The following is a 14,069-nucleotide window of genomic DNA, read 5'->3' as shown; positions in this document are numbered from 1 at the left end:
CGTTATTCCACTGTTAATGTGGTCAAAAATTTTGGTTTCAAGTTTGTGAACTAAGAAACCGGATTTATCGTACCTGGGATTATCTTGCCGCCAAATTCGTTTAACAAGGTTTGCACAAAACCATCCTCGGCAATACTTTGTTCGGCACGCTCTTGTCGATTTACATTAATGTTTTTCTGTATATCAGCGGGTGACGCTTGGGTAATTTCACTTTTATTGATAACAAAATTAGACGCTGGTGACAATCTTGAAACCACGTCTGTGAGTTCTGCTTCTGATCGTTCGTTTAACAAATGCGCAAATTCTTGTTTAACTGTTAATTCAATTTGATTGCCGTCAATTTTAACTTCGCCATTGCGGGCCAACTGTCGTCCTAATCCGGCTAAATCTGACACCTCTATCATCCGCGCCCATTCGTCTACTTCATGGGCGAACTTAACTTCGTCGTGCTCAATTGGTTTTAGGTCAGGTAGTTCTTCTAATTTCTCTTCAATGACTTTTTCAACCGGGACTTGCTCTTGGCTTTGTTGAGGTTCTTGCGCCGAACTATTGCTCTCGAGTTTTTCAATTGCAGCGGTTTGCACACTCGATGCAACATTAGCCAAATTTGTTGGTAACCCACGATTCGCCAAAATAGCCATTACTGGGTTTTCTAATTCTGAAGTAGAGTTAAGTGCACTGTTTGATTGAGGCATTTGTGCGACTACTGACGGCTCTTGAGGTGGTGGTTCTATATGTCCTAATGATTGCTCAGGGAAATGAGCGGCCCCTTGCTGAAACTCTGAACTTGGGTCAAAACCCTGACTTTCTGCCATATCTTGATAAAATGCTTGTTGCGAGAGTAGTTCGTGCTCTTGTTCAGCCGTTTGATTAGAGATATGTTGGTAGTCTTCATAGCCTGCTAGTATAGGGTCAACAATTGGTTGTGTTGCTGCTTGTGCTGAAGTTTGCTTCTGTTCCTGACCACGTTCTTGATTTTTAAATGTTTGCGTAGACTGAAGGTCATTGCCCTGCTCATTATCAACTGGGGGTTGCTGATTAGCGGCTAATTCTTGAGGATCAACTTTCTGTTCAACCTTAGGTTCAACCGCTGTGACAATTTTAGGGCTTATTTCTGGAGTTTCATACGGCTTTTGTACAGCATTAACTGAACCTTGATGAGTTGATGTAAGTGACTGTTCACTTACTTCCAAAGGCTTATTTTCATCTGGTAGTGGTTGAGTTAAAAGATCACTTAATGAAGATTCAAGGTTTTTTTTTACGCTTTCCTGTGACTCAACCTGAGGTTGCTCATTTGTGGTAACACTTGCTGCTTCAACTGGTTTAAAAGCCAATAATCGCAAACACAACATTTCAAAACCACGGGTGATCTCAGGCGCTAGCGGTAAGTCTTTCTTACCTTGAAGTAGCAATTGATAATAAACTTGAATTTGAGCTGCAGGAATATTTTGTGCAACTTTTAGCACAAAAGCCTCATTTTCGACACTCAATTTTGCCGCCGCTGGCAACACCTGAGCCATCGCTATCTGATGGCAAAGCGTTAACATATCATCAAGGACTTTAATAAAGTCTGGGCGCTGTTTTTCAAGTCGGTTAAATACTTCAATTAAACGTTCGCCATTGCCCGTCAAAATCGCGGTAAAGACATTTTGGCTCCAGGCAATATCAACGGTACCCAACATACTTTGGACAATACTCAGCGTGAGGTTTTCCCCCGACTGTGCAATCGCTTGGTCGGTTAAACTCAACCCGTCTCGCATGCTACCATGGGCATATTTTGCGATTAATGTCAGTGCAGGTGCTTCGTATTGAATATGCTCTGCCTGTAAAATCGATTGTAGTTGTTGCTCGATTTGCACTATGTCTAAGGCCTGCAAATTAAATTGCAAACAACGAGACAGGATGGTGACGGGTAGTTTTTGAGGATCGGTTGTCGCGAGTAAAAACTTAACGTGTTCTGGTGGCTCTTCTAACGTTTTTAATAAAGCGTTAAAACTGTGGCGGGACAACATATGAACTTCGTCGATAAGGTATATTTTATAACGACCACGAGTAGGTGCATATTGTACGTTGTCTAATATTTCACGAGTATCACCAACTTTGGTTCGTGATGCAGCGTCAATCTCGATTAAATCGACAAACCGACCGGCGTCAACATCAACACAAGTCGCACATTGACCACATGGTTCCGCGGTAATGCCCGTTTCACAATTAAGACTTTTTGCAAAAATACGTGCTATAGAGGTTTTGCCTACGCCTCGGGTACCAGTAAAAAGATAGGCGTGATGTAATCTTTGATTTGTTAAACCGTTGATCAACGCCGACTTTACATGTTCTTGGCCAACTAATTCAGCAAATTTTGCTGGTCGCCATTTTCTTGCCAGTACCTGATAGCTCATTAATATAGACCTTTATTCGCCTTCAAATTCAGTTAAATAAAAACTATTAACTGACAAGTTAGTCAGACGTTTCTCACCGCCCAACTCAGGTAGGTTAACGACAAAACACGCGTCTTCAACGTGCGCACCCAGTTTTCGAATTAACTTGGTTGTCGCTTCAATCGTACCACCGGTCGCTAATAAATCGTCAACCATTAATACTTTATCATCGGCAGATAAGGCGTCTGTGTGTAATTCTAAAATATCTTCACCGTATTCTAGTATGTATGCCTGAGAAATAACGTCACGAGGCAACTTACCGGGTTTTCGAACGGGGATAAACGGTACGTTCATTTTATAAGCTAATGGTGCTCCGAAGATAAAACCTCTCGCTTCCGTTCCGACAATAGCAGTGAACCCACTATTTTGATATTGCGCTGCAAACCTATCAATTGTCGCCGAAAACGCGACAGGGTTTTGCATTAACGAGGTCACATCCCTAAATTGAATGCCCGGTTTCGGGTAGTCAGGAATGGTTTTAATACTGTCTTTTATTATGTCTGACATTTTTAATCCAACTCATATTTACTTATCGCAGTATGACAGATTGGATTAGAAGGCAAAACACTAAACTGAACAAAACTTTAAGATTAAATTTGTAAGGTTAACGTTATCGCCCGACGTTGATTAAATTCGGCAAACATCTGTTGCACAAATTGTTGCGCACCGCCCTGCTCTAGTTGAATTGCGTCCGACGTTAAAAAATCGATACATTGCGTGAAACTCACTTGGTTATGTTGCTGAATAAATGTCATCAAGTGGACGGTAAGCGCGTCAGTGCCAACAAATTGAATTTCGTAACTTGGGTCCCGATAAACCACAATGTACGTAGGTGTCGGCTCTAAGGGCTTGTTATCTGCCGAAATAGTATGAACTGGGTAATTATAAGCTAGTGGCCAAGTAGATTCAGGTATGCTAACCAAGTATTGTGAAAATTGCCCAACCGCTACTAATTCTTGATCAAATTCAGCAACAACCGCTTCTCTATCGGAAACCACATCTTCTCCCGAGTCACCCATTGCAGTTGCACTTGCTAACTCCACCCATTCATAGTGCGCAAGTTCAAGCATCCATGGCTCGTCTAAAGTCCCAGGTGATTGCGCAAGATACGTTAAAAACTCCTCACTTATTTCTATAAAGTGAGGCGTTTCGCATTGGTGTTCAATAAAAAATGACCGAACAAGTGCAAGCCACTTTTTTGTGCCCATAGTGCTTTTTAAAACGGGAAAGGTAGTGGCACAAAAATCCTCTAGATTATTGAAAAATAACTCTTGATAGATCTCGACGCGCCTTTGTTCATCTTTATTATTGCTTTGCGTAACACCCGTTCTTATTTGTTGCGCTAAATGTAACTGAGCCTCGGTTAACTTAGTCATTTAAAAACTCACCCTTAGTGCTTTTGATAATTGCGTTATAACGTGCGTTTAAATTTATTTTGAATCGCCGTAATCATATCCACTTCAACTAATAACTCAGACATTGGAGGTATATTAAAATCACGCTCTAATAACGTAGGAAAAACACCGTGTTTTGCATAAGCGTATTCAAGTAAAGCCCATACATCGGGTTTAACGTCGTCGCCGTGAGTATCGACTTTGAGATCGACGGCCTCATCATAATGTCCAGCGATATGGCCATACAAAATTCGTTCTGACGGAACCTTGTCAATAAAACTTTTTGCATTGTACTTATGGTTAATTGAATTGACATATACGTTATTAACGTCAAATAGTAATTTACAATCCGCTTCCGCCAGCACAGCGTTCAAAAACTCAGATTCAGAAAGCTCCTGACCCGTTTTTAAATAATAAGATACATTTTCTATGGCTATTTGCTGTTCTAACACGTCCTGAACGAGTCGAATTCGTGCCGCAACATAGCGAACAGCCTCTTCGGTAAATGGGATCGGCATTAAGTCGTACATATGGCCATTCGCTGAGCAATAACTTAAATGCTCAGTGTAATGACGGACATTAAATTTGTTCATAAAGGTTTTAACTTCACGAACGAACTCAATATCCAATGGGTCAGGACTGCCTATTGACAGACTTAGTCCATGAGTCGTTAATGGTATTTTACGACTTACTTCCGCCAGAGTATGCTGAAACTTGCCACCGAGTCTCATCCAGTTTTCCGGCGCTACCTCAACAAAATTAACATTCGACTCAACGATTGTTGTGAGGTCGTTTTCCATTCCACGTCTAAATCCTAAACCCGAACCAGATATTTCCACACTTCACCTCAATAAAAAAGCCAGACTAGCTGGCTCTTATTTCATTACTAATACTATTGCCTAAATTACTTAAGCTTGAGTACCGCCACATTTGGCCTCTTTATCGCTTTTTTTCGCTTTATGGCCACCGCACTTACCTTCGCCACATTTAGCTTCTTTTTTCGCTTTGTCGCCGCCGCATTTGCCTTCGCCACATTTAGCTTCTTTTTTCGCTTTATCGCCGCCGCATTTGCCTTCACCGCATTTAGCTTCAAATGTTTGGACTTCATAGCCGCCTTTCATGTCTACTGCTTGAAAACCCGCAGCATGGACATTACCGACAACTGAAGTTCCGAGTGCAGCCACACCGATTGCAGCGAGTGTCATTTTTTTATTCAATTTCATGGAGTTCCCCTTAGTTCGAATTTTGCTGTTTTACAAAAATACGATTATGTTGAGCTAATAATAGATAATGTTAACGACAAATAATATCGCCTTTCAACATTGCTTACATAGATGACCTGACGGTTATCCATTTTATTTCAATAAAAATAGTCAAAACTCTAATATTTTATTGACCAACAAATGACAATTAGCAACTATAATCAAAAATACCAGTAATACAAATGAAGAAACACTATGATTTTTAGCAGATTAGAAACATCATTTCGTGACAATCTATCCGGTCTATATAGTGAAGCCTACTTCGCCGAGGTATTCCAACGAGAATGGAATAGAATGATGCGAGAAAAAGACGCTCTCACGATTATGATCATCCATACCCATCTTAATGTAAATCAAGAACTCGACCGTAAAATGTTTAAAGTTGTTTCCGAACATGTAGAAAACTCAACTAAACGTTCAACTGATTTAGTTTGTCGCTTCCACGACAATGAAATTGCCATCGGGCTTTTTAATTTAGATGAAAACGGCACCGAGACTGTCGCTAAAAGGATCTTAACTGATTGCGTTTCCGAACTCGTCCAACTAGGTATTAACATTAACTTTTCTATCGGTGCATTAAACGTTTTACCTAATAACGACATAGAGTTGGAACAACTGTTTAATTTGACAGAGGATTTAACGTTTAAAGCAGAAAGCAAGGGACCAAACGCATGCGAGTTGCAATATTATAAATTACATTAATTGTCATGATTCGGCCAACGTACTGAACTGACGATTTAAATGTGAAGATTGGTATAATTGAATACTTAGGACGGGGCTAATCCTCCCGAAAAATAAAAGTCACCGCAAGGCTGTTTGTGGTTTGTCGTGTTTATAGCGAACAATATTGAACTGTCGGATACTAAAAAATATTGGACTGTCGGATACTAAAAATAGCTAAACTAAAATTTGTTTGCTTTAGATACAAAAAAACCGCCTTGAGGCGGTTTTTTTTTACGAAAACGTATTTAAAGAACAGTGCCTTTTCGGCTTGCTGTGTCTTTAATATAACCTTCCCAGCCTGCAGCTGATTTAGCAGAGTTTTTGTCTTTTTTAGCTTCTTGGATAGCCGCGTAGGACTCTTTCCAGTTTTCTAAATAAAACTGTGCTTCTGCTATACCCATATAGACAGGACCTTTGCGTTTTATGCCAAATTTAAGCGCTTTATCAAAAGCTTCTACAGCTTTATCAAAACGTTCCATTACCATATACGCTGTGCCTTGCTTACGGTACAAGTCTGCGTCATTATCAATCTTAGCGGCTTCACCAAAATACTTCGCTGCTTTCGCATACTCTTTTGCATTTTGATAGGTACTCGCCATAACTGACAACGTCTGTTCTGTTTTCTTAATCAATCCACTAGCGATAAACTCATCTTGAATAATGGCAGCTTTATAAGGAATGCCATTAGATGCGTAAAGTTGTGCTAACTGTTTAACTTGAGATTGCGTAGTTAAGAAACCTTGCTTATGAGCAACTTCCATTGTTGACAATCCACGTTGGTAATCCTCAGTTAACATGTAAAACATGCCTAATTGAGTCCACCACTTAGCATTGTCAGGGAAAGTTTTAACCAAGTCTTCAACCGCTTTCGTCGCTTCTGGATACATCTTACGTTCGTAGTAAGACGCCATAACTAACACATACGGGTTTTGATTTGGTTTTTCATACAAAGTGATCGCTTTTCTTGCTGGTGCAAGTACCGCATCATAGTTTTTCAACTCATAATGTGCATTTGCGATACGCAAGTAAACGTTCGGATCTTCGTCATGAGAAAAATCAAGAAACGCTTGATAATTTACCAACGCATCTTCATATTTTTTCTCTTGAATCGATAAATCGGCAATCAGCTTAAGCACGCCTTTATGATCATCAAACGGTAATTCGTCGATGTCTTTAGCACTATTAAGGTGTTTTAACGCAAGGTCAACTTGACCTTCCTGCGCATACATATTACCGATAAAACGATCGATATAGGCTTTATCGAAATCATCTTTAGCATCAACTTCTAAAAGGATTTCTAAACCGCCTTTAATATCATCCGCTGAATACAACTCAAAAGCCTTTTGGACTTTCTTACCGATTCTCGGACCTAACGCTTTACCACCACGTTGTTTCTTAAGTTGCTGAACTAATTCAGCTTTCTCAGCTGGAACCGCTGCTTTAGCTTTAGGAGCAACAAGTGCACCTAAAACTAATGAAGCTGAAAGGACTAGTTTCAATGTGTTATTCATATTACTAACCTCCTCCCAAATTAAAGTCTAGTTGTACACTTAAACCAGTTTGGTGCTGAGGTTTTCCATCAACCATTTTTGGCTTGTATTTCCACTTACGTAGCGCTTTTCTTGCTTCGCGGTCGAAAACACGTTTGGGTTCAGCGTCGATAATTTCGACATTCTCAACACCACCAAGTTTGTTAATTTCAAAGCTCAACTTAACCCAACCTTCAATACCATCACGGGCAGCTTTAGTCGGGAATTTTGGTTCAATTCGTACAATAGGTGTAGCGTCGCCATCTCTAACCAATGCACCTGGACCACTTAGTCCTGCACTTGCACCACCGACATCAACAGTAGGCATACGAATACCCATGCTGGTGCTGTCAGAAATTTCAGGTTCAGGTTCAGGCGTTTGCGGCTTAGGCGGCTGCTTAGGCGGAGGCGGAGGCGGCGGCGGAACACGGTTCCGCTGCTGCGCTTTACTTTCCGGCGGAGTAGTATTTATTTCAACGATGATGTTCTCACGTTGCTCATCTTTGGATTTTGCACCTCCAGAGATAAGCTCAGCCATAACAACAAACAAGCCGAATGTGATTACTACACCAACCGCAAGTGATGCAATCAATCTCAACATACTATTTCTTCTCCGCTGCGATGATGATTTTTAGTTCACCAGCCGACTTGATAGCGTCCATTACTTTAACCACAACACCGTGTTTAGATTCTTTATCTGCTTGCACGATGATAGATTCAGTCGGTTGTTCAGCCAACATACGCTCGATATTTGCAGCTACACGTTCGATGTCGACTAGACGTTTGTCCATCCAAACTTCGCCGTTAGCTTTGATCGCGATAAATATGTTGCCTTTAGAGTTTGGCTTTGAGGCAGCTGCTTTTGGCTTAACTACTTCAATACCAGCTTCTTTCACGAATGACGTTGTAACGATGAAGAATATCAACATGATGAATACGATGTCTAGCATCGGAGTCATATCAATTGCGGCATCATCATCTTCACGAAAACGTTGTTTACGTGCCATAGTTCAATCTCCTAGTGATGTGGCAAGCTATCAACTAGCTTTTCTTTTGCCACTTTAACTCTTGTTTCAAGACGCGTACTGAAGAAGATTCCAGATAGCGCAGCAACCATTCCCGCCATTGTCGGGATTGTCGCCATTGAAATACCAGAAGCCATCAAACGAGGGTTACCAGTACCTTGCGACGCCATTGTGTCAAATACAGTAATCATACCGGTTACTGTACCTAATAGACCAATCAGCGGACACATCGCAACAAGAGTTTTAATAATTAACATTCTTGCGTTTAATAGTTCGGATGCCTCAGAAACCCAAGCATCACGGATCCTATGTGCACTCCATGAAGTCGTGTCTGGTCGAGCATCCCATCTTGCAATAATAGAATCACGCAATTTTGGAAACTCAACTGTCAAAAACCACCAACGCTCCATCATTAACGCCCACATAACAAGTAGGGCGATTGCGACAAAGTATAAAACAAAGCCGCCAGTGCCAATAAAATCCCTGACGGATTCCCATAGACCCATCAGGTATATCATTAGGCTTTCTCCTTCTCAGCATGAGCAGCAATGATACCAGCGCTTTGCTCATCTAAGATGTGAATGATAGTTTTAGCACGTGCAGCAACGATGCTGTGTGTAAAGATTAGTGGTAGTGCAGCAATGATACCCATAGCAGTTGTTACAAGTGCCATAGAGATTGAACCAGCCATTAGTTTAGGGTCACCAGTACCGAATAACGTAATTTGTTGGAACGTTTCAATCATACCGATTACCGTACCTAATAGACCTAACAAAGGCGCTACAGCAGCAAGGATCTTGATTGTGTTGATACCACGTTCGATGCGAGGCGTTTCACGTAAAATACCTTCATCCAACTTAAGTTCTAGATTTTCAACATCTGAACCACGGTTATCATGATAAATCTTTAAGATACGACCTAACGCGTTATTCTCAGATGGATTTGAAGTATCTTTAAGCTGCTTCTTCATCTTAGAACCTTCAGTTAACGTAGTGAACAAGCTTAATAGGGCAATTAGGAAACCAATAGCCAATACCGCTGTAATTACGTAACCTGGAGTACCACCTTGGTGATAACGGTCTTCTAAAGTTGCTTTTTGCGTGTTAAGACGCAAGATACCGCCACGGCTAGGGTCAACATAGAAAGGTACAAATGAACCCGCTGGTGCACTTGCTAATTCTTTAGCAGATGAACGGAAGTGAGATTCAGCAGACTTACCTAAAGGTTGAACTTTACCAGTTGCGTCGTTATAAATAACGTAGCTACCGTCGTCTAATACAAGGTTGAATGAACCAACACGAGTAACAGTTTCAACTGTTTGGCCGCCAGCAAGTTGTGAAACCTCAGTTTCAAACTTAACTACTTTACCTGATTCAGTCATTTCTGTTTGTAATGCAATCCATAACTCTTCTAATTCACGAGTCGTAGGAAGTTTTTTAGCTTCAGCAAGTTCTGCTAAAAGTTTGTCACGACCAGGATACTGTGAAGAAATGTTAGATGCAGTAATTGAACCGATTGTATTAGTAGCTGCACGACGTACAACACCAAACATTTCGCCCAAAGTACCTTCTGCATTTTTCAATTCTTGAGCACGAACAGCTAACGTTTTCTCATTTTGTCCGTATTGCTTTTGCAAACGGTCGCCACGGTCTTTCTCAGCTTTAAGTTCGTCTTGCCCTTTTTTCAACAATGCTTGTTTGTCAGCACGAGCAGAAGAAAACTCTTGCTCACGCTTCTTGTTAAGTTGACCTTCTGAAATACGGTCTTTCTTAACTTGTTGCAATAAATTGTCTAGCTCGCCTGCTGCATTCGCTTGAGTTGCGATACCTGCAGTTGCTAAAGCAGCGGCTAAAACCAATGAATTAAATACCTTTTTCATGTGTTATTACTCCGCAGCAAAAATTGGTAGTTTAATTAGATCTAATGGCGCTTGTTTACGAGCCATACGGATTGTCTTAGTCACATCTTTTAGGTATTCGTCACCTAATTTTTCCCAAGAACGAGAAGTGTTATTCCACACCCATGCATTCTTAAGATCTTTAGACTGTGCAACTAATGAAATACGACCTACGTGAACGAAGTCAGCAGTAATTTGTTTGCCATCAAACGTTTCAGTTGCTTGCCATGCTTCGACAGCACTACCGTAATCTTTTTCAATTTCGTAAGCTTCAAGTACCTGACGATATTTCTCAGAAGTACTTACGTTAGGGTTTACCATGGTTGCACGTAAACGTTCAATACGTTGTGTGCGCAATTCCAATTTAACCGGAATGTCTGCTTTTACGAATTTTTCCAACATATCAATCATTCGATACATCAGAGGAACAACATTTCGTTTTGTATTTTCGATCTCAGCGATTTGCTCTTCCAAAGAAGCAATTTCGTCGTTTTGTGCTGCTACTAATTTCGCAACATGATCATTATAAACTTTATTGATCTCCATTTCGTCAACGACGCTACGATATTCAATAACCAGATCTTGAGTCTGTTCTTGAATCGCGTCAATTTTCGTTTGAGATTTAGCAGCTGCTTTGTGAATAACGCGTTCTGCTGCGTGAATTTTCTCTAGTGGATCCGCTGCAAAAGCAGATCCGGTAAATGCTACCGCCCCTACTAACGCTGACGCGACTAGACTTAATTTCATCTTTGACATAGTTCCCAACCAATGTATGTGTTTAAGTTCTCTTTTAGAGTTTTTACTCTCCATTCAGTGACTAAAGTCACGGAATATCGACCATCGAGTGTCCCAAACATAATCTGTAATGTCAATTAACAAAATCGCCCGATTTACTTAATATTTTCGTTATTCTACCTGAACCGTCTACTTATTGTTCACTTGACTACTGGTAGGATATCAAAGGCGACAACCACACGAGGCGTATCACTAACGAATGGCTTAGTTGCATGCCAATAGTAAGATGGAAACAATGCTAGGTGGCCCGCTTTAGGTGTTAACGCATAGTCTTCGACTATCTCATCATAAGTCACAATTCCAGGTTTCCCGAAGTAAATTTGCCCCTGTTCAGAGCCCTGAGTGATGCACTCCGGTGTGTTGACATAGTATGCGCTACTAAACCACCCCTTAGGGTGACAGTGGGGAACATGATAACCGCCGTCTCTAAGCCACATAGACCACGCAGTTACTATATTAAACTGATCACTAAACCGAGTTAACGCAGGATGTTCCAAATAAGGTAATTTACTGATATTTGAAAGGTGTTCTGAGCATGAATTGCGGAGGGATATTTTTAAATCTTGAATAACTTTATGTGGATGGTCAAACAAGTAACCAGGGGTTTGAGTTCCACCATTACCTGACTGTCCTAATGGTTGTTTTTGCATCGTATGGATAGACTTCAATGCCGCCATAAGTTGCTCATTAAAGTCTAAAATTGAAGAATAATCGGCCGTAACAGAAATTTCACAAAAACTTACTAATGAATGAAAATTTATCAGCTGTTCATAGGCATCTTTATTAGTTAACTTTAATTCTGTCGATTTTAACGCCAAATAATATTGATTCGTTGCATCTGCATCGAGTAATAAATCGATTTTTTTACCCGCAGTAACGTAATCTCCTAATGCCAGATTAGCTAAAGTATAATACTCACAAAGTTGCCTGGCCCCGGGGTTATTCATATCCAATGTCGTAGGTACGGCCGACAAAACCTCATCGTACCTATGTTCTTTGATTGCTATTTGACAATCGAGATTGGTAAATGCATTGGTTTTGGGTTTATTACGCTTAAATTTAGCTAGTGCAGATTTTGCCGCATCGAGTTTACCTTGAGACATCAATAATGAAACATAATCATGTTGTAACTCAGTATTAAAGTTGTTCACAGAGACTGATTCATAATTACGAAGGGGATTAGGTGTGTTCATTTCATATTTTAAATTAGACAACAATTTATGCAGAACTCGACTAGTCGGGTGATTTTCAACCCCTTTCGTTAACCAAGATAGTGCTTGTTCATTGTCACAAAGCTTCACATGCAACAATGCAAGACATTCATAAAGTACATCTGACTCTTGGTCATTGACGCTCAGGCTCAAGGCAGCCTGATATTGCTTACTTGCCTCTTCAGTTCGACAAAGTCCCTCAAGTACTTGACCATAAACATAATGCCATTTCCAAGGAGGTTGCTGAGTTTCTTGATTAAAAAGCGTTGTTAAAGCTTGCTCCGAGCCAACATAATCTTTAAGTGCAAGGCAGGCTTTTGCATGTTCAAAACGGGCTTTCGCAAAGCCTGGCTCAATTGCCAGTGATTTAAGAAAATGCGCTTTCGCTAACTCATGTTGGTTTTGAAGACTCCAACAAAGGCCCCAATTAAACCAGTACTGATATACATGACTTGCCAAATTTGTTGCTTTTGCAAAGTGGGTGTTGGCCAGCTCATATTTGCCCTGCTTGGCGCTAAGATCGGCAACAATATTGTGAATAGGATGATGTTCAGGCGCCATTGTTAAAAAAAGTAAAAAAGCGTCTAGTGCATGTTGCTCATAGCCAATGTTTAGGAACGTCACCCCACGCGCATGCTGGACTTGTGGGTCTTTGATACTCTGGATGTGAGGTAAGCTTGCAAACTGTGCAGCGTCGCCGTACTTCCCCTGTTTGACAAATTGAAAGAACTGAGCAATTTGTTGTCGAATGTGTGGGGTGTTCATGGATACCTCGAACTTTAGTAATTTATAACTATAATAAAACAGAAGCTATTTTATAAAAACAAATCCGTGTCCAAGAATGCCAGTTTGATCTTGTACCCGATGACTTTGTTGTAAAGTAAACCCACAATTTGATGCCATAGTAACAATTTCTGAAAGTTGCTCTTCTGTACGTGATGCTTTTACCAATTCAGACAACCTAGAATGATAATTTAACATTTCGTTATCAAATAATGCGATGAGTTGTTCAAGTTTGTTGCTGTCTTGCATGCCTAACGACATCTGTATAAAACCATCTATATTGAGCAAGCCATATTCAACATTATCAAATGCTTTAAGATTCGCTGTCACTTTTTGTAATTGATGTGAAACCCTCACTTTTTCAGGTGAGTTATTATCTTCCAATGCAATCTGCGCCCTAAGTATGTCAGTTAACCCAGATTTTCTAACTTCCCCTACAAACGCCCAACTTACAGTATTTTGCTTGATAAAACGCGAATCATAAACATGGGTGATAATTGCAAATTTGCCGTGCTTATTTAACAAATCATAGGCCGCCGGAATAACCTGCTCTAATGGCGCATATTCAATTCCAAATTGACTCGTCACTATGTCAAATTTGTCCCCGTTTAAATTTGGTGCCGTACAATCAACACGGCTCTTAAATTCTATTTCGCATGCCGGAAATTGACGCTTAACTTGCTGCTCAAGTTTCGCTTCATCTAGTTGTGCTAAGTCCGTAGCAACTATCGATAATTTTGGCTGAAACTGCAGAAACAACATAGGCAGTGCGCCATTCCCAGAACACATATCTAGCAATCTTGTGTTCGGTTGAGTATCGCCTAAATAACGTTGCCAAAAGTGTTTTATCGCGCCACTGTACGTCCCCATAATTTCATTGCCAAATGACGTAATATGGCCCTGTTGCCAATAATTATCCCAGTACTTTTGCGTTTGCATATTGTCCAATCATCTAAAATTTGTAGTTACACTTTACGACTAACTGTCTAATTTCATAATAATAATACATAAA

Annotated in this window: 14 protein-coding genes; 1 reads left to right on the top strand and 13 read right to left on the bottom strand. The window is 40.5% G+C overall.

Annotated elements, in window-relative coordinates; all coding sequences use genetic code 11:
* Positions 1-50: 50 nt before the first annotated feature.
* From dnaX to KO525_RS13240, 5 genes are all read right to left on the bottom strand, one after another.
* Complete coding sequence (dnaX, locus tag KO525_RS13260) at positions 51-2,399, bottom strand: DNA polymerase III subunit gamma/tau (protein ID WP_215964306.1); 2,349 nt, start codon at positions 2,397-2,399, stop codon at positions 51-53.
* A gap of 12 nt (positions 2,400-2,411) precedes the next feature.
* Complete coding sequence (gene apt / locus KO525_RS13255) at positions 2,412-2,945, bottom strand: adenine phosphoribosyltransferase (protein ID WP_215964305.1); 534 nt, start codon at positions 2,943-2,945, stop codon at positions 2,412-2,414.
* 83 nt (positions 2,946-3,028) lie between these two features.
* A complete protein-coding gene (locus KO525_RS13250) occupies positions 3,029-3,814 on the bottom strand; it encodes a DUF2063 domain-containing protein (RefSeq protein ID WP_215964304.1) in 786 nt (261 codons plus the stop codon).
* A 35-nt stretch (positions 3,815-3,849) separates the two neighbouring features.
* Positions 3,850-4,671 (bottom strand): DUF692 domain-containing protein, encoded by an 822-nt coding sequence (locus KO525_RS13245; RefSeq protein ID WP_368668271.1) that lies wholly within the window; start codon positions 4,669-4,671, stop codon positions 3,850-3,852.
* Between the two features lie 69 nt (positions 4,672-4,740).
* A complete protein-coding gene (locus KO525_RS13240) occupies positions 4,741-5,055 on the bottom strand; it encodes a hypothetical protein (protein WP_215964303.1) in 315 nt (104 codons plus the stop codon).
* 234 nt (positions 5,056-5,289) lie between these two features.
* Here KO525_RS13240 and KO525_RS13235 point away from each other — a divergent pair, with 234 nt between their 5' ends.
* Complete coding sequence (locus KO525_RS13235) at positions 5,290-5,796, top strand: diguanylate cyclase (RefSeq protein ID WP_215964302.1); 507 nt, start codon at positions 5,290-5,292, stop codon at positions 5,794-5,796.
* Positions 5,797-6,062: 266 nt separating this feature from the next.
* On the opposite strand, the gene KO525_RS13230 is transcribed toward KO525_RS13235, so the two are convergent.
* The 8 genes from KO525_RS13230 to KO525_RS13195 form a co-directional block, all read right to left on the bottom strand.
* Positions 6,063-7,328 (bottom strand): tetratricopeptide repeat protein, encoded by a 1,266-nt coding sequence (locus KO525_RS13230; RefSeq protein ID WP_215964301.1) that lies wholly within the window; start codon positions 7,326-7,328, stop codon positions 6,063-6,065.
* Between the two features lie 4 nt (positions 7,329-7,332).
* Positions 7,333-7,947, bottom strand: coding sequence for a TonB family protein (locus KO525_RS13225; RefSeq protein ID WP_215964300.1), 615 nt, complete (start codon positions 7,945-7,947; stop codon positions 7,333-7,335).
* A 1-nt stretch (position 7,948) separates the two neighbouring features.
* Positions 7,949-8,353 carry a biopolymer transporter ExbD gene (locus KO525_RS13220; protein ID WP_215964299.1) on the bottom strand — a complete coding sequence of 135 codons (405 nt, stop codon included), beginning with the start codon at positions 8,351-8,353 and terminating at the stop codon, positions 7,949-7,951.
* A gap of 11 nt (positions 8,354-8,364) precedes the next feature.
* Positions 8,365-8,889 (bottom strand): MotA/TolQ/ExbB proton channel family protein, encoded by a 525-nt coding sequence (locus KO525_RS13215; RefSeq protein WP_215964298.1) that lies wholly within the window; start codon positions 8,887-8,889, stop codon positions 8,365-8,367.
* Positions 8,889-10,250 (bottom strand): MotA/TolQ/ExbB proton channel family protein, encoded by a 1,362-nt coding sequence (locus KO525_RS13210; RefSeq protein WP_215964297.1) that lies wholly within the window; start codon positions 10,248-10,250, stop codon positions 8,889-8,891. The genes KO525_RS13215 and KO525_RS13210 overlap by 1 nt, the downstream gene beginning before the upstream one ends.
* A 6-nt stretch (positions 10,251-10,256) precedes the next feature.
* On the bottom strand, positions 10,257-11,024 hold the full coding sequence (locus tag KO525_RS13205) for a DUF3450 domain-containing protein (protein ID WP_215964296.1): 768 nt from the start codon (positions 11,022-11,024) through the stop codon (positions 10,257-10,259).
* Positions 11,025-11,203: 179 nt separating this feature from the next.
* On the bottom strand, positions 11,204-13,039 hold the full coding sequence (locus tag KO525_RS13200; RefSeq protein ID WP_215964295.1) for a putative 2OG-Fe(II) oxygenase: 1,836 nt from the start codon (positions 13,037-13,039) through the stop codon (positions 11,204-11,206).
* 45 nt (positions 13,040-13,084) lie between these two features.
* Positions 13,085-13,996 carry a class I SAM-dependent methyltransferase gene (locus KO525_RS13195; RefSeq protein WP_215964294.1) on the bottom strand — a complete coding sequence of 304 codons (912 nt, stop codon included), beginning with the start codon at positions 13,994-13,996 and terminating at the stop codon, positions 13,085-13,087.
* Positions 13,997-14,069: the final 73 nt, after the last annotated feature.

Source organism: Psychrosphaera sp. B3R10 (assembly GCF_018861025.1).
Lineage (GTDB): Bacteria > Pseudomonadota > Gammaproteobacteria > Enterobacterales > Alteromonadaceae > Psychrosphaera > Psychrosphaera algicola.
Note: the sequence above shows the minus strand (reverse complement) of the source record. Positions and strands in the feature narration are given on the sequence as shown.